This window comes from Sulfurimonas sp. (genome assembly GCF_023229105.1).
Taxonomy (GTDB): Bacteria; Campylobacterota; Campylobacteria; order Campylobacterales; family Sulfurimonadaceae; genus Sulfurimonas.
In genome coordinates this window covers 1-26605 of sequence record NZ_JALNZY010000009.1, presented here as the reverse complement: position 1 = coordinate 26605, position 26605 = coordinate 1, and the positions used below count along the sequence as shown (strand labels likewise).

General features: G+C 38.4%; 30 protein-coding genes and 1 tRNA gene. 11 read left to right on the top strand and 20 right to left on the bottom strand.

What is annotated here, in order from left to right:
• Position 1 precedes the first annotated feature (1 nt).
• Genes upp through M0Q17_RS02305 form a run of 9 tightly spaced genes read right to left on the bottom strand, consistent with a single transcriptional unit; the run spans position 2 to position 8208 of the window.
• The gene (gene upp / locus M0Q17_RS02345) at positions 2 to 625 is read right to left on the bottom strand and encodes a uracil phosphoribosyltransferase (RefSeq protein WP_295082894.1); all 624 of its coding nucleotides are present in this window, start codon (positions 623 to 625) and stop codon (positions 2 to 4) included.
• Between the two features lie 58 nt (positions 626 to 683).
• The gene (locus M0Q17_RS02340) at positions 684 to 2003 is read right to left on the bottom strand and encodes an aminotransferase class V-fold PLP-dependent enzyme (RefSeq protein ID WP_295082892.1); all 1320 of its coding nucleotides are present in this window, start codon (positions 2001 to 2003) and stop codon (positions 684 to 686) included.
• A complete protein-coding gene (locus tag M0Q17_RS02335; protein ID WP_295082890.1) occupies positions 1996 to 3555 on the bottom strand; it encodes a nitrite/sulfite reductase in 1560 nt (519 codons plus the stop codon). Before M0Q17_RS02335 ends, M0Q17_RS02340 begins: the two co-directional genes overlap by 8 nt.
• Before the next feature lie 10 nt (positions 3556 to 3565).
• Positions 3566 to 4978 (bottom strand): sulfate adenylyltransferase subunit CysN, encoded by a 1413-nt coding sequence (cysN, locus tag M0Q17_RS02330; protein WP_295082888.1) that lies wholly within the window; start codon positions 4976 to 4978, stop codon positions 3566 to 3568.
• 1 nt (position 4979) lies between these two features.
• Positions 4980 to 5891, bottom strand: coding sequence for a sulfate adenylyltransferase subunit CysD (gene cysD, locus M0Q17_RS02325; protein WP_295082886.1), 912 nt, complete (start codon positions 5889 to 5891; stop codon positions 4980 to 4982).
• A complete protein-coding gene (locus M0Q17_RS02320; protein ID WP_295082885.1) occupies positions 5885 to 6598 on the bottom strand; it encodes a phosphoadenylyl-sulfate reductase in 714 nt (237 codons plus the stop codon). Before M0Q17_RS02320 ends, cysD begins: the two co-directional genes overlap by 7 nt.
• Positions 6599 to 6611: 13 nt before the next feature.
• On the bottom strand, positions 6612 to 6842 hold the full coding sequence (locus M0Q17_RS02315; protein WP_295082883.1) for a DUF2061 domain-containing protein: 231 nt from the start codon (positions 6840 to 6842) through the stop codon (positions 6612 to 6614).
• A 2-nt stretch (positions 6843 to 6844) separates the two neighbouring features.
• Positions 6845 to 7765 carry a cysteine synthase A gene (gene cysK / locus M0Q17_RS02310; protein WP_295082881.1) on the bottom strand — a complete coding sequence of 307 codons (921 nt, stop codon included), beginning with the start codon at positions 7763 to 7765 and terminating at the stop codon, positions 6845 to 6847.
• Positions 7762 to 8208, bottom strand: coding sequence for a DUF4395 domain-containing protein (locus M0Q17_RS02305; protein WP_295082879.1), 447 nt, complete (start codon positions 8206 to 8208; stop codon positions 7762 to 7764). Before M0Q17_RS02305 ends, cysK begins: the two co-directional genes overlap by 4 nt.
• Positions 8209 to 8441: 233 nt before the next feature.
• On the opposite strand from M0Q17_RS02305, the gene M0Q17_RS02300 reads away from it, so the two are divergent.
• Both M0Q17_RS02300 and M0Q17_RS02295 read left to right on the top strand, forming a co-directional pair.
• Positions 8442 to 8846: an Rrf2 family transcriptional regulator gene (locus M0Q17_RS02300; protein ID WP_295082878.1), complete on the top strand. Its 405-nt coding sequence runs from the start codon at positions 8442 to 8444 to the stop codon at positions 8844 to 8846.
• A gap of 9 nt (positions 8847 to 8855) precedes the next feature.
• Complete coding sequence (locus M0Q17_RS02295; RefSeq protein WP_295082876.1) at positions 8856 to 9287, top strand: DUF4395 domain-containing protein; 432 nt, start codon at positions 8856 to 8858, stop codon at positions 9285 to 9287.
• A 13-nt stretch (positions 9288 to 9300) separates the two neighbouring features.
• Here M0Q17_RS02295 and M0Q17_RS02290 read toward each other — a convergent pair whose 3' ends face one another.
• A complete protein-coding gene (locus M0Q17_RS02290) occupies positions 9301 to 9756 on the bottom strand; it encodes a hypothetical protein (RefSeq protein ID WP_295082874.1) in 456 nt (151 codons plus the stop codon).
• Positions 9757 to 9824: 68 nt separating this feature from the next.
• On the opposite strand from M0Q17_RS02290, the gene arsC reads away from it, so the two are divergent.
• The gene (gene arsC, locus M0Q17_RS02285; protein WP_295082872.1) at positions 9825 to 10178 is read left to right on the top strand and encodes an arsenate reductase (glutaredoxin); all 354 of its coding nucleotides are present in this window, start codon (positions 9825 to 9827) and stop codon (positions 10176 to 10178) included.
• On the opposite strand, the gene M0Q17_RS02280 is transcribed toward arsC, so the two are convergent.
• Genes M0Q17_RS02280 through M0Q17_RS02270 form a run of 3 tightly spaced genes read right to left on the bottom strand, consistent with a single transcriptional unit; the run spans position 10175 to position 12001 of the window.
• On the bottom strand, positions 10175 to 10717 hold the full coding sequence (locus M0Q17_RS02280) for an iron-sulfur cluster assembly scaffold protein (RefSeq protein WP_295082870.1): 543 nt from the start codon (positions 10715 to 10717) through the stop codon (positions 10175 to 10177). The genes arsC and M0Q17_RS02280 overlap by 4 nt on opposite strands.
• A gap of 3 nt (positions 10718 to 10720) precedes the next feature.
• Complete coding sequence (locus M0Q17_RS02275; protein WP_295082868.1) at positions 10721 to 11164, bottom strand: dCMP deaminase family protein; 444 nt, start codon at positions 11162 to 11164, stop codon at positions 10721 to 10723.
• 3 nt (positions 11165 to 11167) lie between these two features.
• On the bottom strand, positions 11168 to 12001 hold the full coding sequence (locus tag M0Q17_RS02270) for a SurA N-terminal domain-containing protein (protein WP_295082866.1): 834 nt from the start codon (positions 11999 to 12001) through the stop codon (positions 11168 to 11170).
• 102 nt (positions 12002 to 12103) lie between these two features.
• Between M0Q17_RS02270 and gltX the strand changes: the two genes are divergently transcribed.
• The 4 genes from gltX to M0Q17_RS02250 all read left to right on the top strand — a co-directional run bounded on the left by gltX (position 12104) and on the right by M0Q17_RS02250 (position 17960).
• Positions 12104 to 13492 (top strand): glutamate--tRNA ligase, encoded by a 1389-nt coding sequence (gene gltX / locus M0Q17_RS02265; RefSeq protein WP_295082864.1) that lies wholly within the window; start codon positions 12104 to 12106, stop codon positions 13490 to 13492.
• A gap of 4 nt (positions 13493 to 13496) precedes the next feature.
• Complete coding sequence (locus M0Q17_RS02260; protein WP_295082863.1) at positions 13497 to 14036, top strand: alpha/beta hydrolase; 540 nt, start codon at positions 13497 to 13499, stop codon at positions 14034 to 14036.
• Positions 14037 to 14128: 92 nt separating this feature from the next.
• Complete coding sequence (locus M0Q17_RS02255; RefSeq protein WP_295082861.1) at positions 14129 to 15964, top strand: ABC-F family ATP-binding cassette domain-containing protein; 1836 nt, start codon at positions 14129 to 14131, stop codon at positions 15962 to 15964.
• Positions 15965 to 16028: 64 nt separating this feature from the next.
• Positions 16029 to 17960, top strand: a complete 1932-nt coding sequence (locus M0Q17_RS02250; RefSeq protein WP_295082859.1) for a CHASE domain-containing protein — start codon at positions 16029 to 16031, stop codon at positions 17958 to 17960.
• On the opposite strand, the gene M0Q17_RS02245 is transcribed toward M0Q17_RS02250, so the two are convergent.
• Genes M0Q17_RS02245 through M0Q17_RS02230 form a run of 4 tightly spaced genes read right to left on the bottom strand, consistent with a single transcriptional unit; the run spans position 17957 to position 20817 of the window.
• The gene (locus M0Q17_RS02245; RefSeq protein ID WP_295082857.1) at positions 17957 to 18718 is read right to left on the bottom strand and encodes a hypothetical protein; all 762 of its coding nucleotides are present in this window, start codon (positions 18716 to 18718) and stop codon (positions 17957 to 17959) included. The genes M0Q17_RS02250 and M0Q17_RS02245 overlap by 4 nt on opposite strands.
• A 37-nt stretch (positions 18719 to 18755) precedes the next feature.
• Positions 18756 to 19268 carry a YgjP-like metallopeptidase domain-containing protein gene (locus M0Q17_RS02240; RefSeq protein ID WP_295082856.1) on the bottom strand — a complete coding sequence of 171 codons (513 nt, stop codon included), beginning with the start codon at positions 19266 to 19268 and terminating at the stop codon, positions 18756 to 18758.
• Positions 19256 to 20626: an ATP-dependent RNA helicase DbpA gene (gene dbpA / locus M0Q17_RS02235; RefSeq protein WP_295082854.1), complete on the bottom strand. Its 1371-nt coding sequence runs from the start codon at positions 20624 to 20626 to the stop codon at positions 19256 to 19258. The genes M0Q17_RS02240 and dbpA overlap by 13 nt, the downstream gene beginning before the upstream one ends.
• On the bottom strand, positions 20626 to 20817 hold the full coding sequence (locus M0Q17_RS02230) for a YwbE family protein (RefSeq protein ID WP_295082852.1): 192 nt from the start codon (positions 20815 to 20817) through the stop codon (positions 20626 to 20628). Before M0Q17_RS02230 ends, dbpA begins: the two co-directional genes overlap by 1 nt.
• Positions 20818 to 20966: 149 nt before the next feature.
• Here M0Q17_RS02230 and rmuC point away from each other — a divergent pair, with 149 nt between their 5' ends.
• Both rmuC and M0Q17_RS02220 read left to right on the top strand, forming a co-directional pair.
• On the top strand, positions 20967 to 22190 hold the full coding sequence (gene rmuC, locus M0Q17_RS02225) for a DNA recombination protein RmuC (RefSeq protein ID WP_295082850.1): 1224 nt from the start codon (positions 20967 to 20969) through the stop codon (positions 22188 to 22190).
• 22 nt (positions 22191 to 22212) lie between these two features.
• Complete coding sequence (locus M0Q17_RS02220; protein WP_295082848.1) at positions 22213 to 22443, top strand: hypothetical protein; 231 nt, start codon at positions 22213 to 22215, stop codon at positions 22441 to 22443.
• Here the strand turns inward: M0Q17_RS02220 and M0Q17_RS02215 are convergent.
• From M0Q17_RS02215 to M0Q17_RS02205, 3 genes are all read right to left on the bottom strand, one after another.
• A complete protein-coding gene (locus M0Q17_RS02215; protein WP_295082847.1) occupies positions 22440 to 22691 on the bottom strand; it encodes an EscU/YscU/HrcU family type III secretion system export apparatus switch protein in 252 nt (83 codons plus the stop codon). The genes M0Q17_RS02220 and M0Q17_RS02215 overlap by 4 nt on opposite strands.
• Positions 22688 to 24262 (bottom strand): flagellar hook-length control protein FliK, encoded by a 1575-nt coding sequence (locus tag M0Q17_RS02210; RefSeq protein ID WP_295082845.1) that lies wholly within the window; start codon positions 24260 to 24262, stop codon positions 22688 to 22690. The genes M0Q17_RS02215 and M0Q17_RS02210 overlap by 4 nt, the downstream gene beginning before the upstream one ends.
• Before the next feature lie 61 nt (positions 24263 to 24323).
• A tRNA-Arg gene (locus M0Q17_RS02205) sits at positions 24324 to 24399 on the bottom strand.
• A 116-nt stretch (positions 24400 to 24515) separates the two neighbouring features.
• Here M0Q17_RS02205 and M0Q17_RS02200 point away from each other — a divergent pair.
• Together M0Q17_RS02200 and M0Q17_RS02195 are read left to right on the top strand one after the other, a co-directional pair.
• Complete coding sequence (locus M0Q17_RS02200) at positions 24516 to 25430, top strand: DUF234 domain-containing protein (protein WP_295082843.1); 915 nt, start codon at positions 24516 to 24518, stop codon at positions 25428 to 25430.
• The coding region (locus tag M0Q17_RS02195; RefSeq protein WP_295082930.1) for a Tex-like N-terminal domain-containing protein at positions 25426 to 26605 on the top strand (1180 nt) is incomplete at its 3' end. The genes M0Q17_RS02200 and M0Q17_RS02195, both read left to right, overlap by 5 nt.

The following is a 26605-nucleotide window of genomic DNA, read 5'->3' as shown; positions in this document are numbered from 1 at the left end:
GCTATTCCGGGGTATTGTAAGAGCGGTCACCCGCATCTCCAAGCCCCGGTATTATAAACTTATCACTATTTAGTCGCTCATCAATTTGCGAAATAAAAATATCCACCTCTGGATATGCCTTGCTTACTCTCTCTAATCCCTCAGGCGAGCCGATAATATTTAGCGCAATTATTTTCTTAGGATTTCTGCCCTTAATAAGCTCTATAGCATCACACATTGACCCGCCTGTTGCGACCATTGGGTCAACCAAAAGTATAGTTTTACCTCTGCAATCTGGAAGTCTGTCATAATACAAAACGCTCTTATGTGTAATCTCATCTCTTTTAATCGCCAAAAATCCTGCCGCAGCATCGCTCAGAAGTTCTATAGCGCTCTGCAGCATAGGCATACCTGCTCGCAAAACCGTTGCTACGATTATATTTTTTTCATCAATAGCGCCAAAACTTTGTTCACCTTGCCAAGTTTTTATACTCCTTTGGATTAAGGGGGACTCTTTTAGTGCTTCATAAACAAGCTGCTTTGTAAGCTCTGCAACTGTATGTCTAAAACGAATTGCATCACTCTTTTGCTCTCTTAAGTGCGTAATCAACGTTTTTGTAACGGGGTTTGATAATTCGTAAACCATTTTGTGTGCCTTAGATAAGCTTTTGTTAAATTGTACTATTGTAAATATTCAATAGCTCTTAATTTTTTATCTCGCAAATGCTTTTGTTTAAGGCGCAAAGCAGGTAGTCAATATCACTAATCTCCTGTGAGAAATGAATACTTATGCGAAGCCATCCCGGTTTTTCATCAAGATTATGATTATCATCAAGTCCCAGAAGGTCATGCCCGTATGGTCCTGCACATGAGCAGCCAGCACGAGTCTGCAGACCATTTTTGCTTGACATATAAGAGCAGAGCTGATACGGATCTACCTTCTCTATATTAAAAGAGACTATCCCGATGTTCTCCTCATTTAGACTTCCGTAAATCGTACACCCAGGTATCTCTAAAAGCCCCTTAATAAGATACTTCATCAGCTCATTCTTCTCTTTTTTAATCCAAGTAAAACCTATCTCATTGCGAAGCTGATAAGCAAGTGCAGCACGAATCAGCTGTAAAATAGGGGAAGTTCCGGCATCCTCACGAGCCTCTTTTTCATCAATAAAAAGATGGTTGTTTCTATCTACATATTCAACAGTTCCGCCGCCTGCAAATGTAGGTGCAATACTCTCATCAATCAGAGCTTTTCTTATTACCAAAAGCCCACATGAACCGGGACCTCCTATAAGCTTATGCGGAGACAAAAACATTACATCGTAAAAAGAGGATGGAACATTCATATATGGAGATGAGGCGGCAGCATCAAAACAGACAATTGCTCCATATTTACGTAGTAATTTAGAGATTTTCTCATACGGAGTAATAATTCCTGTAACATTGGAGGCTATGCAAAAAGCACCTATTTTTTCCGTGTGCTTACTTGTTTTTAAAACATCTTCGAGCTGCTCTAGGTCAATCATTCCTTCACTATTAATCCCGATACGCACTGTATCGCATAACGCTTCGCGATAACTTACCTCGTTTGAGTGGTGCTCATAAGGTCCTACAATAACAAGCGGGCGTGATGAGCTCTGACTTTGAATTTTAAATCTTTTACGAGTTGCAGGCGGAATATATATTCCTAAAATCTCCTGAAACTTCTTAATGGCTGCCGTTGCCCCGCAACCTGCTGGTAAAATTGCAAAATCTAGCTCAAGCTTTAGCAAGCTTTTTAACTGTCTGCGCGCTTGCTTGTACAAAAAATCTGTTTTTGCTGCCATTGAAGCCTCTCTTGAGTGTGTGTTTGCATAAGTTTTTAAAACTTCTGCTATGCGCGACTCAACCGCTTTATATGCCAACCCTGAAGCCGTATAGTCAAAATAGTGCCTCTTGTGAATTCCGATAATACTCTTTCTTATCTCCTCTTTTGAGTTTTTTTTACTCTCCAAAAGAAGCGGTCTAAATAACTCTTTACTCATACAAAACCCCTGCTGCATAGTCATGAAAATTTTTATAATGAGTGCTTCTGTAGCTCTCAATTATACTTTCTACAATTTTAAATGCATCCTTAGAAATAAATTTTATCCCTGTTTTTCTGCCAAAGTTGCTTCTGTCTCCCTCAAGGTTGCCGCCCAAAATAAGCTCAAATCCGGACACAGTCTCACCCTTATGTTTAACCTTGCACCCCAACAATCCGATATCTACAATGTGTGGATGAGCACATGAGTGCGGACATCCGTTAACACTAAATGAGAGCGGTTCACTAAAATCTGGAAATTTTTTCTCTAGATACTCTGCCAGCTCTATTGCCAAATCCTTTGTTTCAGAAACCCCGTATTTGCAAAAATTCCTCCCCGTACAAGAGAGACTTCCTGCTTTAAAAGAGGACGGATTTGCATCTATGCCTATTGCAGAGAGCTTCTCTACTGCAGCATGCGCACTTTTGCTAGGCAGATCTGTGATGACAAAGTTTTGAGATATTGTCGCTCTTATAGCGGAAGCTTCATATTTTCGAAGTATCTTCAAGAGTCCATATAATCCCTCAGCGCCTATCTTACCGCCGTTAATCGCACAACCGATATAGCTTCTGCCCTCTTTTACACTACCGTGAACGCCAAAATGCCCTCTTTGTGCATATGGAGTGTAGATTTGAACTCCTTTTTTTTGAAGGCTAAAATCTAACTTTGAGTGCAGTGTCTGCAAAAATTTATCTACTCCAAAAGTCTCAAGGAGATGTCCGACTCTTGCTCTGTTTCTATTTTCTCTGCCGCCATGCTCCTTGTATATCTCAGTTACCGCTTTTGCTACTGCCAAAACCTGCTCTGCTTCTACATAACCTAAATGGGAGGCTATTCGCTTGTTTGAAGCCAGACCTCCGCCTACGCTGACATCAAAGAGAACTTTATCATCTTGAAATTTTGTAGCATTAAAACTCAAATCTTGTATCTCATGCGATGCGCAGTGTTTAGAACAGCCACTGATTCCGACTTTGTATTTTCTAGGAAGATTTGAGACCTCTTTATTTGCATCAAAATATTCATTTACCTCTTTTACAATTGTGCCAACATCAAAAATTCGCTCGACATCAACATCGTTTATAGGGCATGTTACAACATTTCTCGGGACATCTCCTGCCGCAAAAACAGTAGTGAGTCCAGCTTGCTCTAATCGCTTAAAAATTGTCGGCAAATCTTCTACTTTTATATAGTGAAACTGAATATCCTGCCTTGATGTAAAATCGGCAGTTCCCCTTGCATATCTCTGTGAAATCTCCGCTACAGCCTCAAGTCCCTCAAGGTCAAGTCTGCCGCCGAGAAGTTTTACTCTTAACATAAAATAGAGAGTGTTGTCATCTTTGTCTTGAAGATTTCTGTTTTGGGTATAGAGACCATACCACTTAAATCTGTCTATGTCTTCGGGATCAATCTCTTTACCTGTTTGTGCATAGCGATGTATATCTCCTAAGACGTCTAAGCCATCTTTTTCTATTTTTATCCGCTCAACTCTCTTTGCTTTTGTCTCTTTTAACATCTTATTATCCCTAAAAAATCTCTTTTGCTTCCCAGTGAGGAAAACGTTTTCTCATTAATGCGTTTAACTCCACCTCAAATTCTGAAAACTCTGAAGTTTTTGTTTTTGAAGGCTCCTCTGATTTTTGTACAATCATTCCGGCTCCTACCGTATTGTTAGTAATTCTGTCTATTATTATAAAGCTTCCCATTGCCTTGTTTTTACTGTAAGAATCATATGCCAAAGTGCTCTCTAAATCTAACTTTGCATGCCCTATCTCATTTAGATTAAGTAGGTTTGCACTCTGCTCTTGTAGCGTATTTACATCAGTTTTGTAGTAAAACTCATCTATACTTCCAACACTCAAAGATGAAGCTCTTTTTATAAAATATTGTTTATGTTTTAACAGCGGCCCTTCACTCATCCAGACAATGTTTACATCAAAAGAGTCCCCACTATCTGGCTGTTCGTCACTTTTAACGATAATATTGCCACGACTTATATCTATCTCATCCTCAAGTCTTAGAGTAACTGCCTGCTGTGCATATGCATAATTTAAATTGCCATCATACATAACTATCTCTTTTACTCTTGAACTTTCCCCTGAGGGCAAAACGGTAATGTTATCGCCGACACTTATGACACCAGAAGATATAGTTCCGCAAAAACCTCTAAAATCGAGATTTGGTCTGTTTACATACTGTACAGGCAATCTAAAATGCACTAAATCTCTGTCACTACCTATCTCTATATTTTCCAAAAGGTGCAAAAGCGTCTCGCCTTTGTACCATGGAGATTTTTCACTTTTATCAACCACATTGTCGCCATTTAGGGCAGAGAGTGGAATAAGCGTAATATCATCACTTAGTCCAAGCTCTTTTGCAAAAGAGAGGTAGTCTTTTGATATATTTTCATAAACCTCTTGACTAAATTCCACTAAATCCATCTTATTTATTGCAACAACTATATGTTTTATACCGAGCAATTTTGCTATAAAAGAGTGTCTTCTTGTCTGTGTTTGCATACCATATCTAGCATCGATGAGGATAATTGCCAAATCAGCAGTACTCGCACCTGTTGCCATGTTTCTCGTGTACTGCTCATGTCCAGGTGTATCGGCGATGATAAATTTTCTCTTATCCGTCGTAAAGTATCTGTATGCGACATCAATGGTAATCCCCTGCTCACGCTCACTCTGTAAGCCATCAACAAGAAGTGAAAGGTCAAACTCTCCCTCGGTTGTGCCGCTTCTTTTGGAATACTTTTTTATAGCTGCTAGCTGATCTTCAAAAATCATCTTTGAGTCATGTAGAAGTCTTCCTATAAGGGTACTTTTTCCATCATCAACGCTTCCGCATGTTATAAACCTGAGCATCTCTTTGTTCTCATGCTCTTTTAAATAACTCTCAATATCCGTTGCTATTTTTGTCTCTAATGCTGACATGTTAAAAATACCCCTCCATTTTTTTCTTCTCCATAGAACCTGTTGAATCGTTATCAATCACACGCCCCTGCCTCTCGCTTGTTTTTGTCAAAAGCATCTCTTGGATAATCTCAGGTAAGGTCGTTGCATTTGACTCAACCGCTCCCGTTAAAGGATAGCACCCCAGAGTTCTAAAGCGAACCATCTCCTCTTTTATAACCTCTCCCTCTTCTATAGGCATTCTCTCATCATCTACCATTATCTTGACTCCATCTTTTTGAACAACAGGTCGTTTTTTTGCAAAATAGAGTGGAACTATAGGGATTTGCTCTAAGTAAATATATTGCCAAATATCAAGCTCCGTCCAGTTTGAGAGCGGAAAAACTCTTATGCTTTCACCTTTGTTCACTCTTGAGTTATACAAATTCCATAACTCAGGTCTCTGGTTTTTTGGGTCCCATCTATGGTTCTTATCCCTAAAAGAGTAGATTCTCTCTTTTGCTCTGGATTTCTCTTCATCCCGTCTTGCTCCGCCAAAGACCGCATCAAACTTATATTTATTTAGTGCCTGCTTTAGTCCTTGCGTCTTCATGATGTCGGTATGCAGAGCCGAGCCATGGACAAAAGGATTTATATCTTTTTCAACCCCCTCTGGGTTAGTATAAACCAGAAGCTCAAACCCCTCCTCTTTTGCTCTTTTATCGCGAAAAGCAATCATCTCTTTAAACTTCCATTTAGTATCTACATGCAAAAGTGCAAAAGGTAACTTCGCAGGGAAGAAAGCCTTAAGTGCGAGATGGAGCATTACCGCGGAGTCTTTTCCTACGGAGTACATCATCACGGGATTTTCAAACTCCGCAACAACCTCTCTTAATATGTGAATGGATTCAGCCTCAAGCTGTTTTAAATGTGTCAATCTTTTTGTATCTAGCACTTTGTATCCTTGATATGTAGTCCGCACTCTTTATGTTCGGGATTCTCCCACCACCATCTTCCGCTTCGTATATCTGCACCCTCTTCAACCGCCCTTGTACAAGGCGCACACCCTATGCTCGGATAACCTTTGTCGTGCAGAACATTATATGGAACATCGTTTTCTTTTATGTAGTCCCAAACATCACTCTGGCTCCATGAAACAATCGGATTTAGTTTTACAACCATGTTCGCCTCGTCCCACTCAAGCAGCTCTGCTTTTTGGCGCGTTGGACTTTGCTGCGCCCTAATACCAGTTATCCAGATATCAACACCCTCGAGTGCTCTTTTAAGGGGTGCGATTTTTCTCACAAAACAGCACTCTTTTCTATTTTCTGCGGAGTCGTAAAAACCGTTGATACCCTGCTTTTGGTAGAGCCTTTCGACATCTCTGCTCTGTGGGAAGTAAACCTTTATTTTTGTCTTATATTTTAAGTTGGTTCTGTTCATCACATCATATGTCTGTTGTGGAAGCCTTCCCGTATCAAGCGTAAATATTTCAGCTTCGCTCTGAATCTTTAAAATCATGTCGGTTAAAACCTGATCTTCGGCCCCGAAGCTTGAAGAAAAAGCTATCTTTCCTTCATACTCCTTTAAGAAGTGTTTTAGAAGTGTTTTCGGCTCTTGATTTTTAAACCTTGGGTTTAATTTTGCTATTTTCTCTCTCACTATACTTTTCCTCTTATATATGGTAGTCATTGGCTGTGGCTTTGTATCTACCAAGCTCAATCTTATTCCACGCTCGCTCATGGTAGTAGTACAAAATCATTTTTGTCACAACCTCTATGGAGCCTATTGATGCCGCCATTACAAAGCTGCCGGTTATTATGTATGAAATCACAATCGTATCTACTGTCCCGACACTCCTCCATGAGATGGTTTTAATAACCGATCTATATGCTTTGTCCTGCATTTTCACCCCTCATCGTAGAGCCCGCAGCTTAAATACCTCTCTCCAGTATCACACAAAATAGTAACGATGGTTTTACCTCTGTTCTCTTGCCTGTTAGCGACTTGAGTCGAAGCAAAAACATTCGCCCCAGATGATATACCCACCAAAAGACCCTCTTTTTTTGCCAGCTCTCTTGAGGAGTTGATTGCATCTTCACTGCTTACCTTTATGACTTCATCATAAATTTTGCCGTTTAGCACCTCAGGTATAAACCCCGCTCCTATCCCCTGAATCTTATGTGAACCCGCGGGCTCTTTGGAGAGTACCGCAGAGGTATCAGGCTCCACGGCAATAATCTTTATATTTGGATTTTTGCTCTTTAGGACTTCACCGATTCCGGTAATAGAACCGCCCGTTCCTACTCCCAAAACCAAAATATCAACACTCCCGTTTGTATCTTTTAGTATCTCAAGCGCTGTTGTTTTTCTGTGGATTTCAGGATTTGCCATATTTGAGAACTGTCTTGGCATAAAGCTGCTTTTCAACTCTTTTGCTAGCTCATGTGCCATATCAATCGCACCGCTCATTCCCTTTTTTGCGTCCGTTAAAACAAGCTCTGCGCCAAGCGCTTTTAAAAGTTGCTGTCTCTCTACGCTCATTGAACTTGGCATGGTAAGAATAAGTTTTATTCCAAGACTTGCACACACGCTTGCCAAAGCTATACCGGTATTGCCGCTTGTCGGCTCAACTACAACAGTTTTTTCATCAATAAAACCCTGCTTTATTGCCTCTTGAATCATATGATTTCCGATTCTGTCTTTGACCGAATGAGTTGGATTCATAAACTCACATTTTGCAAGTACCAATGCGCTCTTGCTTGCCATATTTATCTTTACCAGAGGCGTGTTTCCTATAAGTTCTGTTACATTTTTTGCATAATTCATAGTGACTCCACCTCAATATTTTTACTCTTTAATAGTTCATAAAATTTACATGCAAAACAGTAATCTTTTGCTACCTCTGCAATTTTCCACAGAGCCAAAAAAATGGTTAAGAAAAAGGCGGCTGTTGTCTCATTTAAAAGATCCGCTATCAATACCGCAAAGAGCATACTCAAGCCGACATGTGAAGCAAACTCCTTTGCAGAACCATCAGTCAATCTCTCTTTTTGATTAAATAACTTTACTAAAACAGTAGAGATTAAATATATAGGACTCATAAAAGGCATCGCATAAACTCTAACTAAAAAATCATAAATCAATATATATATAAATAACTCATTTGCACTAAATAGATATGCACTCATAAACAGTAATACAACCCCTGCATGAACGCGTGTCTGATTCTCATCAACAATATTTTGTATGCTGCTTTGTATATGTAACATCTAACTTATCCTCCTATTTTTCATTAATAGTCGAAAGTATAATTTATTTTAAAATTAAAGTCAAGCAAAATTGTAATGTTAATATACACTAAATTAGTTATGATTACTATAAACTCCTATATTATAGGGCTTAAATAGATTTAAAAATTATTTTTTAAATCTGACAAAATTACTTTACATTATTAAAAAAAAAGTGTATACTTCTGCTGATATTTATACATATTGGAGTTGTAATGCCACTAATATCAACAAAGGGAACATACGGTTTAGCCGCAATTTGCGAATTAAGCAAACATGAGGGGGAGTCTCCTATGCAGATAAAAGAGATAGCCACAAATGCTAATATTCCTCAAAACTATCTTGAACAACTGCTTGGAAAACTAAGACGTGCTGGAATTGTAAAGAGTATAAGGGGTGCAAAAGGTGGCTATATGTTGGCGTGCGATCCAAAAGAGATAAAAGTTTTAGATATTTTAATTGCTCTAGAGGATGATTTGAAGATTGTTGATGCAAAAGTAGAGCATCCAATACTTAATCTCTTTTTTGACGACTCAAGAGAGAGTATAAAAGATATTTTTGACATTAGCATAATGGAACTCTCCAAATACAAAAATAAATTTTTAAATTACACTATATAGGAAAAATAGGTGAAATCTTGTCCAATTACATATAAAATCGTTGACCAAAATATAATAAGAATAGTTGCTTCTGAAGTCTCTGCTCTTGGGATTTTTTTTATAATTTATCCAAACTTTGCTATTTTAGCACTCCTGTTGTACGATTTTTTTGTGCGTATGCTCGGTTATGAAAAAGTAAGCCCGTTATACAATCTGGCAAGAGTGATATCAAAACTCTTTGGGGTAAAAAAAGATAAAATTGATGCAGGTCCAAAAGAGTTTGCACTCAAAATAGGCTTTTTATTTGCACTGCTCTCAGTTGCTATTTTTTTGTTAAATCAAATGTTTGCCACTGTTGCAGTTATCGCTATGCTAACAGCATGCGCTCTATTAGAGGCACTTTTTAACTACTGCATAGGTTGTAAAATCTATATGCTTTTAAAAAAGTTAAAACTTTTTTAAAAGCATCCATCTGCTAAGAGAGTATGTGTCTTAGCTGCATTGCGTACCATAACACAATAAGGTTTAAAAAGAAAATCATCATAGAGCTTGCGCGTGAGACTATCTTTTGGATGATAGAACGCTCGTTTTTATGCGTCTTTAGCGCAATCCTCATGTGAACAATCGTAAAAATTGTAATAGTAGCAACATAAAAGAGCTTGTTGCTCATCATGTAGCCGAGTTTTGACTCATCAGCATCAAGCGTTAAAACTTCTATAAGATTAAAATTAAAAAAGAGAAATGTTCCCGTACTAAGTAAGACTACAAGCCAAAAGGTCTCAAAATATCCATATAACGGCCCTAGATGCTCATATGTTTGCGCTTGAGCCTCCTTGCCTTTTAGCAAAATGCCTAAAGCAAACAGCAAAAGCGCTCCGCCTATCCATGCAGTTGCTGCCAATATATGTATATAGAGTATTGTATCTACCATACTCTCTCCTCTTTAATATTTTTTGTTTTTCAATTATAGTGTAAAATACAAATAAAAAAGAGGTCAAAATGCAAGCAGTAACTATTTGGCATAACCCAAAATGTTCAAAATCACGTGAAGCGATGGAAATAGTTACACATAGCGGATGTAAAGCTGAGGTGATAAAATATTTAGAAAATTCTCCTGATGAAAATCAGATTAGAACTGTTTTAAAGATGCTAGGCATCAAGCCAAGAGAGCTTATGAGAACAAAAGAGGATTTATACAAAGAACTAAATCTAAAAGACGAAAATAGCGATGACGCTCTAATTGAAGCGATGTTTAAACACCCTAAACTTATAGAACGCCCCATCATAATCAAAGGCGATAGAGCAATCATAGGAAGACCTACGGATAGAATTGCACAATTTTTAAACGCTTAAGAATCTTTACTCTGCTTCTGTACAAGGTTGCACTCCGAGGTAGAGTAGGGACAAGTTTTTACTATACTTATCTCAAACTGCTCCTCCTCTATGCCGCCGGCTTTTCTCTCATAATGACGCATAGCTGCACGAAACGCCGTAAGCACCATATTTGCGCTGTCTTGATGCTCCGTTGAGACTCTCTCCACCTGCTCGCCTTCCGGCTTACTTGTATCAACTTTTGGAGCAGGAATTGCCGCATAACTCTCTAGTAAATCTTTCTCTAGTGCTGATGCTGTCTCCAAAGCGCCCTCAATCGTGTCGCCATGAATCATCTCGGTAAATATAGAGCCTAACGTTGTCGTGTCCTGATTTCCGTTTGAACCAAACTTGACATCTATTATAGAGTTATTGTCTCTTTTGAGATACATAATAACATAGCTCTTTGTTGCATGGTCTATTCCGACTCCAACACAATCTGCATCTTCAATTTTCCCGTAGTTTTCGGGCTGCATAAGATGTTTTCCTATCTCTGCTTGTAGCTCTTTTTCTTCATTCATTATCTATCCTTTGTGACTTAACATTTCAATGCTTACATTGTTGTCTTTTATAAATTTTGAGATTATTGCGGAGTGGTTGTGCTCATAAGGCTTGAGATAAACAATGCGCGCGATTCCGCTTGCTATTATATTTTTACTGCACTCGCTGCAAGGCTCAAGCGTGACATAAATGGTTGCGCCCTCAACGGGGATTCCTTTTCGTGCCGCCCAGATGATGGCATTCATCTCTGCATGTATCTCGTATGTTTTTGACCACTCATGATGATTTGAAGTATATTTGTCTTCCCAGTGTTCACAACAGTTTATATATCCTGAGGGAGTACCGTTATAGCCTGTACTTAGAATTCTTCCATCTTTTACGATTACCGCACCCACCTGCTTGGAGACACATTTAGAAGCACTCGCTATCTCTTGTGCGATGTTTATAAAATTTTCATCATTTAACATGCGCTACAGCTCTCTAATGACTTTTATATCCGTGCTATTTCTAAGTCTTGCAAAATAATCACTCAAAACCTGCTCTCTTTTTTGTGTCATAATAAGATTTATCATCTCATTTTTCACACTCTCATAATCTACACTACTTGGAGCATCAATCCCTTTGAGAAAAAAACTCACAAATGAACCGTTTGGATCAGCCACTATAGGGGTAAAGCTGTTTATTTTTGTATTTTCAAGAAGTCTTGAGAGCTCCTGAGGTATTCTGCCATACTCTAAATTTTGTCCCTGTATTTGTATTTCATCTGAGTGAAACATCGCAATAGTTATCTTTTTTTCAAGAGCAGCTCTATTTTGTGAGCTGTATATTGAGACTTTAAAAGCACTAGGGCGTAAAAACTCTGTTTTATGCAATTCAAAATACTCTTTTAGCTCCTCCTCATCCGGAAGTTCAATAGAGGAGTAAGCAATCGCCGAGTAGAGCTTTTGCGATAAAATCTTCTCTTTTGTCTTCTCTTTAAATTCTGTGGAACTTAGTCCGTTTGTATTTCTGATGACTTCGTAAAACTCATCTATGCTCATTTTATTTGCAGCAGCCATCTTTTTAATATCATCATAAACATCGGAGCTTGTTACGCTTATGTGTCTATCATCAATCTCTGCAGTTTCTAATTTTTTTCTTATCAAATTATTGGTTGCTACATCTGCTTGGACATTAGATATTCGCATCTCCTCTTTTATATCATAAAGAGTGATTGCCTCTCCCTTGACCACAACACTAACCCCGTTAATCAGCTCCGCGCTAAGCAGTGCGCTAAAAAAAAGAGATAAAAATACCTTATACATTTACTATCCTATACTCTATTATTATAATTTTTATAGAAGTATTTTACCCGCTTTTAACAAATAATAGCCTAAAATTCCACAACTATTTACTAAAGGCTTTTTATGGTTGTCACTCGTTTTGCTCCAAGTCCTACGGGCTATTTACATATCGGCGGTTTGAGAACAGCTCTTTTTTCTTATCTTTGGGCTAGAAAACATAACGGGAAGTTTCTTCTTCGAATTGAAGACACCGATAAAGCGAGAAATTCTAAACAAGCAGCAGAAGCAATTGTCAATGCGTTTCATTGGCTCGGCTTAGAGCATGACGGGGAGATAACTTACCAATCAAAAAGAGATGAAATATATGCAAAATATATAAAACAGCTTCTTGATGAGGGTAAGGCCTACAGATGCTACATGTCAAAAGAGGAGCTATCAGAACTTAGAGAGACACAGATGGCAAACAAACAAAGAACAAAATATGAAGGCAAATATCGTGATTTTACCGGCACTCCTCCCGAGGGTATCGAACCTGCCATCCGCATAAAAGCGCCTCTTAACGGGGAGATTATTGTTAGAGATGGCATAAAAGGTAACGTTGTTTTCAAGCATGAGGATATCTTGGATGATTTTATTATCGCTAGAGCCGACGGCTCGCCGACATACAACTTTGTCGTAGCGATAGATGACCATCTTATGGGAGTTACGGAAGTTATCCGCGGAGACGACCACCTCTCAAATACGCCAAAACAGATTGTAATTTATGAGGCACTTGGATTTGATATACCAAATTTTTATCATGTTCCAATGATTCACAACGCAGAGGGTAAAAAACTCTCTAAACGTGATGGCGCCACAGATGTTATGGCATACAAAGAGATGGGATATATGCCCGAAGCACTTTTAAACTTTTTAGTGCGCCTTGGATGGAGTCATGGGGATCAGGAGATTTTTTCCCTAGATGAGATGCGAGAGCTTTTTGATCCAAAAAACATCAACAAATCGGCATCTATTTACAACACCGAAAAACTTGACTGGCTCAACTCTCACTATATCAAAAATACTCCGAATAACGAACTTGCAAAACTTCTTGAGCAGTACGGTCTGCTGTTAACTTCTCATGATAAAAAAGAGATTTTGCTAGATGCCTTAAAGGAGCGTGCAAAAACTCTCAAGGAGATGGCATCTCTTGTGTATGAGGTTATTAGCACGCCAACTTATTATGACCAAGCAGCTGCAGAAAAAGCGCTAAAAGGTGATGCATTGGAGATTTTAAATATTTTTAAAGCAAAAGTATCTGCGGCAAGTGAGCTTCACCTTCCGAGCGATTATCATCACCTGATGCAAGAGGTAGTCGATGAGATGAAAATAGGTTTTGGTAAAATCGGGCAGCCTCTTCGCATCGCACTTTTAGGTAAAATGAGCGGACCGGGACTTGATAATGTAATGGCGATAATCGGCAGGGATGAGACTATTCTTAGAATTGAAAACGTTATCCTCAAGCACTCCTAAAAGAATGAAAAGAGTTTTAATACTACACGGCTGGGGCGGAAGTGATTTCCCGCATTGGCAGAGTTGGCTCTCAGCTGAGATAGCAAAAAATTACGGTTGTGTCAGTTTTTTAAAATTCAGTGACTTTGACTTTCCAAATAAAAATGAGTGGATAATACAGTTAACCAAAGAATTAGAAGATTTTAAACCAGATATCGTTATTTGCCACTCGTTGGCAAATATACTCTGGTTTCATCTTTGCAATGAGGGCAAAATTAGGGAGATAGAAAATCTTTTTCTTGTTGTTCCTCCAAGTTTGAAGTGTGACATAAAAGAGTTAGAGAGTTTTTTCCCTTGTAAGGCTCCTGTAAATCTTTATGCAAAAAAGAGCCTGCTTATCACTTCTACAAACGATCCATACATGACGCAACAAGAAGCACAAACACTTCAAAAAATGCTTGCTATTAAAATGATAGTTTTAGAAGATGCAGGGCATATAAACAGCCAAAGCGGCTATGGACAGTGGCCATGGATGCTAGAAGAGGTAGCTTCTCTCATTAAGTAGAGATTGCTTCAGCGATTTGCCAGCAAAGTTGGCAAATTTAACCCCAAAAGAGCTCTAGCAAGAGGTCTCAAACATAAAAATAGAAGAAGAGTATGATACAACTTATAAATATTTCAAAAAGTTTCGGCAAACAGGAGCTTTTTAGTAACCTTACCTTTAAGCTTAACTCAGGCAACAAAGTCGGATTAGTAGGACGCAACGGAAGCGGCAAATCAACGCTTTTTAAACTTATTTTAGGCGAGGACACCCCCGACACGGGAGAGGTAATTATACCACGAGGATATAAAATAGGTGCGCTTAAGCAGTACCTTGAGTTTAGCCAAAACACTCTAATAGAAGAGGCGGCTTTAGCTCTTGAGGAGGATATGAAGTATGATCTCTACAGAGTTGAGAAGATTCTATTTGGTTTGGGTTTTACGCAAGAGGATTTAGAAAAAGACCCTCTCTCTTTCTCAGGCGGTTATCAAATCCGCATCAACCTTGCAAAACTTCTTGTAACTGAGCCTAATCTGCTTCTTTTGGATGAGCCGACAAACTACCTTGACATCCTCTCGCTTAGATGGCTGAAAAATTTTCTAAAAGCTTTTGAGGGCGAAGTTATTTTAATCACTCACGACAGGGATTTCATGGACGCCGTCACTACGCACACAATGGGAATTGTACGCAAAAATCTAAGGATTATCGCCGGAGATACGCATAAATATTATGAGCAGCTAAAATCAAGCGATGAGCTGCATGAGAAGCAGAAGATTTCACAGGATAAAAAAGTAAAAGAGCTTGAAGATTTTATTGCAAGAAACAAAGCGCGTGCCTCAACAGCCGCTCTTGCCCAGTCAAAGGTAAAACAGCTTGAGAAGATGGACCTACTTGAGGATTTGGGATACGACGCATCTTTGAAATTTGATTTTAACTACAAAGATACGCCGGCAAAAGTTCTTCTTGATGTTAAAAATTTAAGTTTTGGTTATACACCTGATAATATTTTGTTTAAAAACATCTCCTTTGTGCTTGAAAAGGGAGAGCGTCTTGGAATTATCGGTAAGAACGGAAAAGGCAAATCAACTCTCTTAAACACCATTGCTGGCGAATTAAAAGCGCTTAGTGGTGAAGTTCACATGCATCCGAGCACCGCTTTTGCACACTTTGGACAGACAAATATCGCAAGACTGCATCCTAACAGCACGGTAATAGATGAAATTCACTCCGCAAACACAAAGCTCCCTACTCAAGTTATCAGAAGTATCTGCGGTTCGATGATGTTTAGTGCAGATAATGCGGACAAGAGAGTCTCTCTACTCTCAGGAGGCGAGAAAAGTCGTGTAATGCTCGGGCAGATTTTAGCGCGTGATGTCAATCTTCTCTTTTTGGATGAGCCTACAAACCACTTAGACATGGACTCCATAGAAGCACTCACAACAGCAATTAAAAACTTCAAAGGCTCCGTAATCATCGTAACGCACTCTGAGGAGTTGCTACGCCGTACCTGTGATAGACTTATCATCTTTACAAAAAATGGGGCAGAGTATTTTGATGGCGGATATGACCTCTTTTTAGAAAAAATGGGCTGGGAAGAGGAGGAAGAAGATAAAATCAAGCAAAAACCAAAAGCAAGCTTTAAAGAGAACAAAAAAGTAAAAGCTGACCTTATTAGAGAAAAAAACAAGCTCACTTCGCCGATGAAAAAAAAGATTGACAAGCTTGAAGCCTCTATCATCAAGTCCGAAGAGACTTTGGCTTCTCATCAAAAGAGACTGCTAGAAGCCTCAAATAGCGGAGATAGCTTTAAAATCATTGAATTCTCAAAACTCGTATCTTTAGAGCAAAAAGAGGTTGAGAAGATGTTTGAACTCCTTGAAATACTACAGAGTGAATTTGATGAAATTACAAACGATTATGAGAAAAAAATAGCCGAATTTGAACAAATATAGTAAACAAATTTTTGATTTATGTTAACATATAAATATATTTAAATAAACGGCTAGGTTTAAGCAGATGACAAAACGCCCTCACTATTTAATGATGTTAAAAAATGGTTGCATCTATAATAAAGTGACGGTTTTTTTCATAGTGCTGTTTTCAATTCTTGTCGCTGCTTCTATCTGGGTTACAACCCAAAACTACTACAATGCTATTGCTGCACAAAAATTTGAAGATTCTGTAGATGAGAACATAGACAAAATAAAATACCGTATGCAAAAATATGAAAATGTACTCCAAAGCGGAGTAGGCTTCTTGTATGGAAGCGACTTTGTAACCCGCAAAGAGTGGCATGATTTTATAGAAATAATAAACATCAAGAAAAACTATCCCGGGATGCAGGGTATTGGATTTGCAAAGATGATTCAGCCAGATGAAGTGGCGAAAATTGAGCAGCAGATGAGAGAGGGTGGATTTGAATCGTTTTCATTACACCCCTCAGGCAAACGCGAAATTTACAGTTCTATTTTATACCTTGAACCTATGGACGAACGAAATATTGCAGCAATCGGCTATGATATGTTTTCAGAAGCAACCCGCAAAGCTGCAATGCAAATAGCAAGAGATACTGGCAAGACTTCGATTTCGGGGAGAGTCACTCTTGTTCAAGAGATTTATGATGACGTGCAAGCGGGTATTTTAATGTACCTGCCTCTCTATAAAAAGTATGCAAAATTAGATAGCAAAAAAGAGAGGCAAGAGGCTTTAGAGGGCTTTGTTTACAGCCCTTTTCGTATGAATGACATTATGGATAAAATCACTCTGCAAAAGTCTATCTTAAATTTTAAAATATATGACAGCAACAATATTTGCAAAGAGCATCTGCTCTACGAATCCTATAAACCATCTTCATACAAATCAAAATTTTACACAAAAAAAACAGTTGAGATAAATAACGTATCGTGGCAAATCCACTTCTTAAGTACGAAAGAGTTTGATGAATCCATAGATACATTGTACCCGCTCTTGATGACGTCCGGCGGGTTGGCTGTGCAATTCTTTTTGCTCTATATTGTCTTAACGCTTCTAAAAAGCAGGCATCTGCTTAAAGTACAGGCTCAAAAGCTATTAAAACTCTCTCAAGCAATCGAGCAGAGCCCAAGCACCATAATTATTACCGATTTAAACGGAAATATTGAGTATGCAAACAACGCATTTACCCAAGTAACGGGCTATCAAAAACAAGAGGTAATTGGCAAAAACCCACGTTTTTTACAATCAGGTAAAACCAAAACAAAAGCATACGAGGATATGTGGGCTAATCTAACTCTCGGAAAAATCTGGCATGGAGAGTTTGTCAATCTGACAAAAGATGGAGTTGAATATGTCGAGGAAGTCAAGACATCCCCTATTTTTCAATCTGATGGGACAATTTCACACTACGTTGCTATAAAAGAGGATATTACAGATAAAAAACGCTCCGAGGAGCGCATCTATAATCTTGCAAATTTTGACTCCCTTACCGGACTTCCAAACAGATTTCAGCTAGAAGAGCGAACCAACTATGCAATAAAATTAGCAAAACGTAACAACAAAAAACTCAGCGTTATGTTTCTAGACCTTGACCATTTCAAAGAGATTAACGATACTCTAGGGCATGATGCAGGCGACGCTTTACTGGTTGAACTCTCTAAGCGTTTTATCTCTGTTTTACGCGAGGTTGATACCGTATCGCGTCTAGGCGGAGATGAGTTTATATTTTTATTTCCAAATAGTGATGCTAAGGGAGCCTCTTTACTCGCAAAAAAACTTCTTAAAATCATCGGCTTACCATATATCTTTAACAAAAATGAGCTTCTTGTAACTGCTTCAATCGGTATTGCAATCTTCCCGACAGACGGACTCGACCAAAAAACACTCTTTAAAAATGCCGATACAGCCATGTATGAAGCAAAAAACAGTGGGCGAAACGGATTCTGTTTTTTTAGTAAAAAAGAGTTAAATTAACTCTCAACTCTCTTTATAAACTCTTTAATACCCTCTTTTTCTTGTTGAGTTATTAGGGTAAACGAGCATCCTTTTGTGTAAACTTTATCTAGCATTTTTTGCGCATTGCTCAAGCTATCAACAAGATATATAAGCAAAAAAGAGTTGTCTTGCCAGCGAATCAACATATCATCTTGTCTTATGATGCTTTTAAAATGTTTTACCAGTTCCAAAGGCTCAATAACCTCTTTTTCAGCCGTTTTAATCAATATCGCACTGATTGTTTTTTTATTAAAAACAGCCGCATCTTGAAAACTCTGTGCAATCTGCAAAAAGTAGTTTTTAGCATAAGCACCGCTTGGTTTGTCGATGCTCGCATTATTCTCAATCATGATGCGTTTAATCAACGTCTGCGTAATATCTTCAAATACGCCAATAACATACTCATCTATCTTTTGAATATATACTAAAAAAGCATGCGGCTCGTACATAGGCGTCATCATGCTGACAATCCGCTGCTCCGTTGGAAGCTCTAAAATAGCATCAACCCAGTTACTACCTTTTGCAATCTTATCCCCATGAAAGTAGGAAGGATGCGGAACAAAATTGTTTACAAATGGACCAAACTCCTCCCTGTACTCAACTAAAGAGGAGACAGAGAAAAAATTTTTAAAAGCTCTGTTTACAAGAACTGGATTATTCTCTTCAAACAGTACCATCAAATCTCTTTGTGAATCAACAATGCTCTGAATAATCGCTAAACTTGTCTCTTCTTTCATCTGTTTCTCCTTTTGTTATCTTAACTGCCCAATCTATTTAATTCCACTCATCTATCTTGCCAAAAATATCAATATGCGTTAAATAGAGCCTCAAATCAAACTCTACCTGATGATAAGAGGGCTGCATATATTCGCATAAGGAGTAAAACGCCCTGTTATGCTCCTTGGCTTTAAAGTGTGAGAGTTCATGCACGACAATCATCTCTAAAAACTCCATAGGAGCACCTTTAAATATAGAAGATATACGAATCTCATTTTTGCTCTTTAGCTTTGCACCTTGGACTCTTGAGATAAAGTGATGCGTTCCTAAAGCATTGTGAATAACATTTATTTTTCCATCATAAAGAACTTTGCTAAGCGAGGGCGCATTTTTTATATTGCTGTTTTTAATCTCATTTACATAAGCAAAGAGCGCCTTGTCCGTCTTTATCGTGTGCGGATTTGGATACTTCTTTTTTAGATGCTGTGTCAACTTCTCCTGTTTTATAAGCTCAAGCACCTGCTTTTTTGTAATTTCAGAGTAGTGGTTTATATATTTTAGAGAATCCAAATCGAAAACTTTTTACCTTTGATTTTTCCATTTTTTAGCTTTTCGTGAGCCTCATCTACCTTACTGCTTGCCACAGCAACATAACTCTGTTTATCATAGATATCTATCTTTCCGATGAAGCTCCCCTCAAGTCCTGCCTCGCCCGTAAGCGCACCTAAAATATCTCCTGCTCGAACTTTATCTTTTTTGCCGCCCTCTATTACAAGCGTTACATATGCAGGTTTCATCTCAAACCCAACCATCTCTTTAAGCTCTTTTGCATCTTCAAAAAGGCGAGTTTCATTTTTGTACTCGTCAGCCTTATCTACCTCGTATGGACTTATAAGAGTAAAAGCCAATCCCTCTTCTCCCGCACGAGCTGTTCTGCCTATGCGGTGGGTGTAAATCTCTTGGGAGTGAGGAAGATCATAATTTACAACCATAGAGAGCTCCTTGATATCAAGTCCACGCGCCGCAACATCGGTTGCCACTAACACCGGGCAACTTTTGTTAGCAAACTGCACTAACACATCATTTCTCTCATACTGCTCCAAATCCCCATGAATAGCGAGTGCGTCTATCTTGTTTTTTTGCAAAGTCTGGGCAATCTCTACAACTTCCGCTTTTGTGTTAGCAAAAACTATAACGTTCTCAGGCTTGAAGTTACTTAGAATATTTATTAGCGTGCTTATCTTTTGAGAGTTTTGAACCTCATAAAATCGTTCCGTTATACTATTTGCTATCTCAGTTGAGATAGTTTTTATATTCATAGCATCTTTTTGGATTTTGGCACTTATATCCATAATCTCATCCGTGTATGTAGCCGAGAAAAGAAGTGTCTGTTTATCTTTTGGTGTGAACGCCAAAACCTCGTTTATCTCCTCGCTAAAACCCATATCTAGCATTCTATCCGCTTCATCTAATACAAGCATCTGCATATCTTCTAAAGAGAGTGTCTCTTTTTTAAGATGCTTTAAAATCCGCCCCGGAGTTCCTACAACGATATGTGCGCCGTGGTGAAGTGAGCCTAGTTGCGGTCCAAATGCACTTCCGCCGCAGAGAGTCAAAATTTTTACATTATGAGCAAATCTCGCAAGCATTCGAAGCTCCTTTGCAACTTGGTCAGCCAACTCACGTGTCGGGCAGAGTATAAGAGTTTGAACTCTAAACTTTTTAACTTGGAGTTTATGAAGCACTCCTATGCCAAAAGCCGCTGTCTTGCCGCTTCCTGTTTTAGCCTGAGCGATTACATCTCTGCCCTCAAGTATAAAAGGCAGGCTCTGGGCTTGTATGGGAGTCATCTCCTTATAACCTATCTCACTAAGGTTGTGGAGCATCTCTTTACTTAGAGCAAGAGTTGAGAAATCTGTTTTATTCATTAGTGTATTACCTTTACTCGTCCGACTTCACGGCTCATCAGACGGACTTTAATACCGTGAGGATGTGTTGGAGAGTTTGTCAAGATATCACGGACTATTCCATCTGTTAGGCGTCCGCTTTCTTGATCTTGTTTAAGTACGATTGCCACACTCATACCGCTTCTAATATTTGCCCTTTTTGTTCCACCCATCTCTTTAATCCTTAAATTGAAGCTACTGCTATTTCAAAAGCCGATTGATATTTTAAATAGATATTTTGCATTTGAAATCCTCACTTTTAAATCTTTAGATTATATTATATTTTTGCTACAATACACCAATAATTTGGAGAATACATGCAATGCTTGAAGCCCTCTACGTAACAATAGGTCTGCTTTTTGGCGCGATTGGCGTCTGGATTAGTGCAGTAAATAGTTTAAAAAATAGGCTTGCTCAGGAGACTGAAAAATCAGCCGCTGTACTAAGCCAAAATGCTGTTTTACAAGAGCGCATTGAGGGCATAAATGAGAAAAACAGAGAAAAGTTTGAACTATTAGAGCAAAATAAAGAGCAGATGAGACTTGAGTTTAAAGAGCTTGCAGAGAAAATTTTAGAGAACAACTCCCAAAAACTATCAATACAAAATCAAGAAAACATATCCAAGATGATTAACCCTATGAGAGAGCAGTTTAACGAGTTTAAAAAGCAGATTAACGATGTATATATAAAAGAGGCAAAAGATCGCTCCATGCTTCAAGCTGAGATAAGAAGCATCAAGGAGATAAATCATCAGATGAGTCAAGATGCCAAAAACCTTACAAAAGCGCTAAAGGGCGAAAACAAAAAGCAGGGTGTCTGGGGCGAGATGGTTTTGCAGAGTGTTCTTGAGAACTCGGGCTTGAGACTAGGAAAAGAGTATGAGCGGGAGGTTAGTTTAGAGCACAAGAGCAACGGCAGCCGCTACCGCCCCGATGTTGTGGTGCATCTTCCTGATAGTAGAGATATTATCATAGATGCAAAGAACTCTCTTCTTGCTTACGAGCGCTATGTATCGGCTGAAAATGAGGAGCAAAAAGAGCTCTTTGCCATAGAGCATGTTGCTTCTGTGAAAAAACATATTAAAGAGCTAAGCGAAAAGGATTATGCAAATCTCAAAGGCGTAAAAACACTTGATTTTATCTTTATGTTTGTCCCCATTGAGAGTGCTTTAATGATGGCTATGGAGTATGACGGCGCACTCTTTGACCATGCCTTTAAAAAGAATGTTATTTTAGTCGGACCGACAACTCTTATGGTATCGCTTCGTGCAGTTGAAAACAGCTGGAAATATGAACGCCAACAAAAAAATGCGCAGGAGATTGCACAACGAGCAGGACTGCTATTTGATAAATTTGCAGGATTTATACAGAGTGTCGAAAAACTCGGCAATCAAATAACGACGGTTCAAAAAAGTTATGAGGAGACATTCTCAAAACTTCACTCCGGAAGCGGCAGCATAACTAATCAGTTTCAAAAACTTCAAAAACTAGGAGCTGCAAACAGTAAAAATCTGCCTGAACATATAACCAAACTAAATGAAGATTAAAACCAAAACTTAAGGATAAAACATGGAAGAAAAAGAATATTTGGGGGATACGGTTGAGTATTTAGACGAGCAGCTCAAAAAAGCGCTTAACGAAATAACTAACATTGCGGCAAAAGTATATGAAAAAAAGATGGATGCCTATGAGGGCTTTTTAGAGACTGAGAAATATAACCAAATAGTCCTTGAGATAGGAAATAAACTCAAAGAAAAAGGGATAGATGTAACACAAATAGAAGAGTATCAAGATTTTTAACTCTTCTTGCTCACTTTATAAATAAAACTAAAAACCTCTGCAACAGCTCTATAAAGAGCCTCTGGAACCTCTTTGTCCAGCTCCACTTTTGAGAGCAGTTCCATGAGGTCTTCATCTTTTTTTATGGGAAGATTGTGAAGCTCAGCAATTTTTATAATATTTTCGGCACTTCTTCCCTGCCCTTTAGCAACAACGCGAGGCGCTTTATCTTTTGTAGTGTCGTATTTTAATGCAGCTGCTTTTTTCATACTTTTACCTCAAAACCCATATCGATTTGATTTTCTACCTTTTCATAAGGAGAATCTTTTTTCAACACATCAAAAATGCGTATCTCTCTTGGCGTAATCTGCGACTCAATCAAAGCAGAGCGAAGAGAAGCAATCCCCTCCTTTAGCATCTCTTTAAACTCAATATTCTGGGAGTATATATGAATATTTATCTGATTTTCCTCATACAAAGCGAGCTTGAGCGTTAGCTCCCCATACTCTTTTAGTTTCAAATTTATATCGCAGTAAAATATAGAGTTTTTATTTTTTTTAATGTTGATGCTCCCCTCCTCTAAGCTATCCCACGAAAAAGGAAGATAGAGCGATGACGAATTTGAGAGATGAGAGAGCAGTTGAAAGTAGTCTATCTGAAGCAGAAGTTTATCTACATGTTTTAAAACCTCCGCCTGATTTGCGTAGGAGGACTTTACTATCTCCTCCTTTGCATTTAACAAAACCGACTTTAAATCCTGAGATAAAATCTCTTTGACGCTCTCATGTGCCTCTAGCTTTTGCGGGTTACTAAATGTAGCCAGTTTTGAACTTATCGCTGCCGTCTCTTTTGAAAAAATCGGATCAACTTTTTCAACCGCACTCTTTAAAGCATCAACTACAGTGCGGACTTCTTGAGGTATTTTTTTCTCCAATAGAGCCTCTAATGAAGCCTTTGGTGCTGGATTCTCTTGCCCTATGACTTTTAGAGACTCAACAATCTTAGCAAGTGCATCAAACAAGCCTTTTACTTCAAATTTTGTACTTTGTTGCATCTGTGCGCTTAAATTCTGCAGCGCATCTAGGAGTAGCGCGGGTTTAAAATTCTCTACTCCTAGCATCTTTGAAGAGGTTAGATGCTCTAGTCTTGCTAGCTGCTTCTCAAAACCTTTGGTGCTGATAATATCAACGCTACGGAGTTGTTCAGAGAGTTTCAAGACTATACTCTCAACCCCTTTTGCTAGCCCGCTCAAAGCGGCTTTTTCATCCTTGGGATTCTGAAAAAGAGCGCTGTTTGTCGCCTCTTTTAGCAGTTGAATCCCCAGCATCTCCCTAATATTTTGAGCCAATGTTTTTGATCCCGGCATATCACTTTTTGCTATATTTTTCTCAAGCGAAATCAACAAGTTTTTTAACTCAAGCTGAGAATTTTGTACATTTTTTAGTTTGGACTCTAAAAAAATACCGCTATTTTGGAATTTTTGTTTTAATATCGGCTCACTTAACTCCTTGATATCGGCAAAATTTTTCTTAAGCATATGCTCAATTGGCAGAGAGTTTTTTTCGCTCTTTAGTGCATTTAGAAGCTCCTTGATAGTGCTTGTTATATTGCCTAAATCTTTTAGTGTAGGATTGTTCTTTGCAAGATTTAAAAGAGTCTTGTCAGCATCTGAGCTTTGAGCACTCTCCTTAAAGAGCGAACCAATGACGGACTTTAAATCTTTATCTTTTAAAATCGTCTCTATCTCTTTGGAAGAAGCCTCTTTTAAAACTATGCCAAGAGCTTTGTTTGTGTTTGGAAGAATGATATCAAGATGCTTGTTTATAGATACGTTAATCATGTTTAAAGTATATCATTTATCAAGTAAAAATAAAAAATGTGGCTGGATTTTAAATAAAAGCTGGTCTCCCCACGAGGAATCGAACCTCGAGCTATCCCTTAGGAGGGGACTGCTTTATCCTATTAAGCGATGAGGAGAAATATTAAAGAGTGAAATTCTAGCATTAAAAACTTTCAATATGCAAATAGAGCACTTTTTTATACAATATAATCTTTATTCAAGTATAATTTCAAAAACAATTCCAAGGCTTTACATGTCAAAAAAACCATCCCTACTACAGCAATTTCGCTCTTTTTATTTTCAAAACAAGCCTCAAGATATAGAGCAGGCTATAGAGTATTTTGCGGTTTTTGGCGGGATGAGCTGGAGTGTTGAGATGACAAAAAGCCTTGAAGAGCTCATTGAGAACAAAGTTTTAAAAAACTATACCTATATTCATGGCGACATTACAAAAGTAACACACAGCGACAAAATAAGCCACTCACTTCTAAGTGCTGCTGCCGTTGGTGATGGACGGATTCACTCTGCCCTAAAGAGAGCGCGTATCTCAAGAGCTGAGGGTGAAGATGCTGTTGATGCGCTTTGCGATAAGGGAATTTTAAAAACTGAGTTCTCACTTGAATCTCCGCCAAATGCTGATGAAAAAGTAGATGAAAAACTAAACTTTAACACTCCCTTTATGCGTTTTTGGTTTGCCTTTGTATCACCATTTTTCAAAACTATAAAAGAGGGAGACTTCAAAGAGGCAAAAGAGTCATTTGCTAACCGAAAGAGTGAGTTTTTCGAACTTACATTTTTAAAACTCTCACATGAACTTGTAAAAAAGAGCTTTAAAGATGACCCTATTGTAGAGATTGGAAGCTATTGGGATAGAAATACGCAGATAGATATTTTGGCAAAAACTAAGTCTGGCAAAGTTGTTGCGGGTGCGTGCAGATATTCAAACCAAAAAGCAAAAAAGAGTTCTCTTACAAAACTTCAGGAGCAGTGCCATCTTGCAAAACTCAAACCTGATATCAGCATAATCGTCTCAAAGGGCGGTTTTTCAAATGAGCTAAAAGCCCTAAAAGGCGAAGATGTAAGACTTTTTGCTCTTAAGAATTTTAAAACACTTATAGAAGACTTGAGCGAAAAAGATTTTATAGAGTGCGTAGGGAAAAAATATTAATAATTTAATCAATTTACTAACTCAAAAAACTGCTCTTAAACGTGAGCATATTGAAAACATCCTAAAGCTTCTTGATGAGGGTGCGACCATCCCATTTATCGCCCGCTACCGCAAAGAGATGACAGGCGGAGCCGATGATGAAGTACTTCGTGAGTTCGAGAGTATCTACATGAGTGCCAAAAAACTGCTTGAGCGTAAAGAGGAGATCTCAAGGCTAATTGCAGAGAGAGCAACTTTAAGTGAAGCAATAAAAAAGAGCATAGAAGAGGCTGATAGCTTAAGAATTTTAGAGGATATTTACCGTCCATATAAAGAGAAAAAAAGCTCTCGTGCCGCAACTGCCATAGAAAATGGACTAACTCCTCTTGCTGACATCTTAGAAAAAGCACGACTTACTACAAGTGAATTTTCATCAAAAGCAAAAGAGTTTGTAAAAGGGAATATTAATAGCGCTAATGAAGCAGTTCAAGGTGCGCAGGATATTTTAGCAGAACGATATGCTGACATGCCCAAAGAGCGAGAATCTATAAGAAACAATATGTTACGTCATGGCGTTTTGGAAATTAAAAAAACAAAGAACTTTGATGAAAATGGAACTTTTAAAAACTTTGAAGGCAAAAGTGAAAAAGTAGCCTACATTCCATCTCACCGCTATCTTGCCATTATGCGCGGCGTAAAAGAGAAAGAACTGAGTGTAAAAATAAGCATCGACATAGAAAAAATAGAAGCAAATATAAAAGAGTACAAAATCCCCCGTCATGCTTCAACATCAAAAGAGCTGCTTTTTGAAGCATACAGAGATGGACTAAAACGACTACTGCTTCCCTCACTTGAGAGAGAAGTTCACGTTGAGCTAAAAGAGAGGGCCGATAGTGCCGCAATCTCCGTTTTTGGCAAAAATCTAAATCAGCTTTTAATGACTCCTCCCGTTACAAAAAGAGTGATTTTAGGCGTTGACCCTGCTTTTAGGACAGGATGCAAACTCGCTGTTATTGATGAAAATGGAAACTACCTTGAATCATGCGTTATCTACCCTACAGAGCCTCAGAGGGATTATGAGAACTCTAGAAACAAGGTTATAACACTAACAAACAAGTATAACATAACGGGGATAGCTATCGGCAATGGAACAGGCTCAAGAGAGACGCAAGAGTTTTTTGCGAGAATCAACAAAG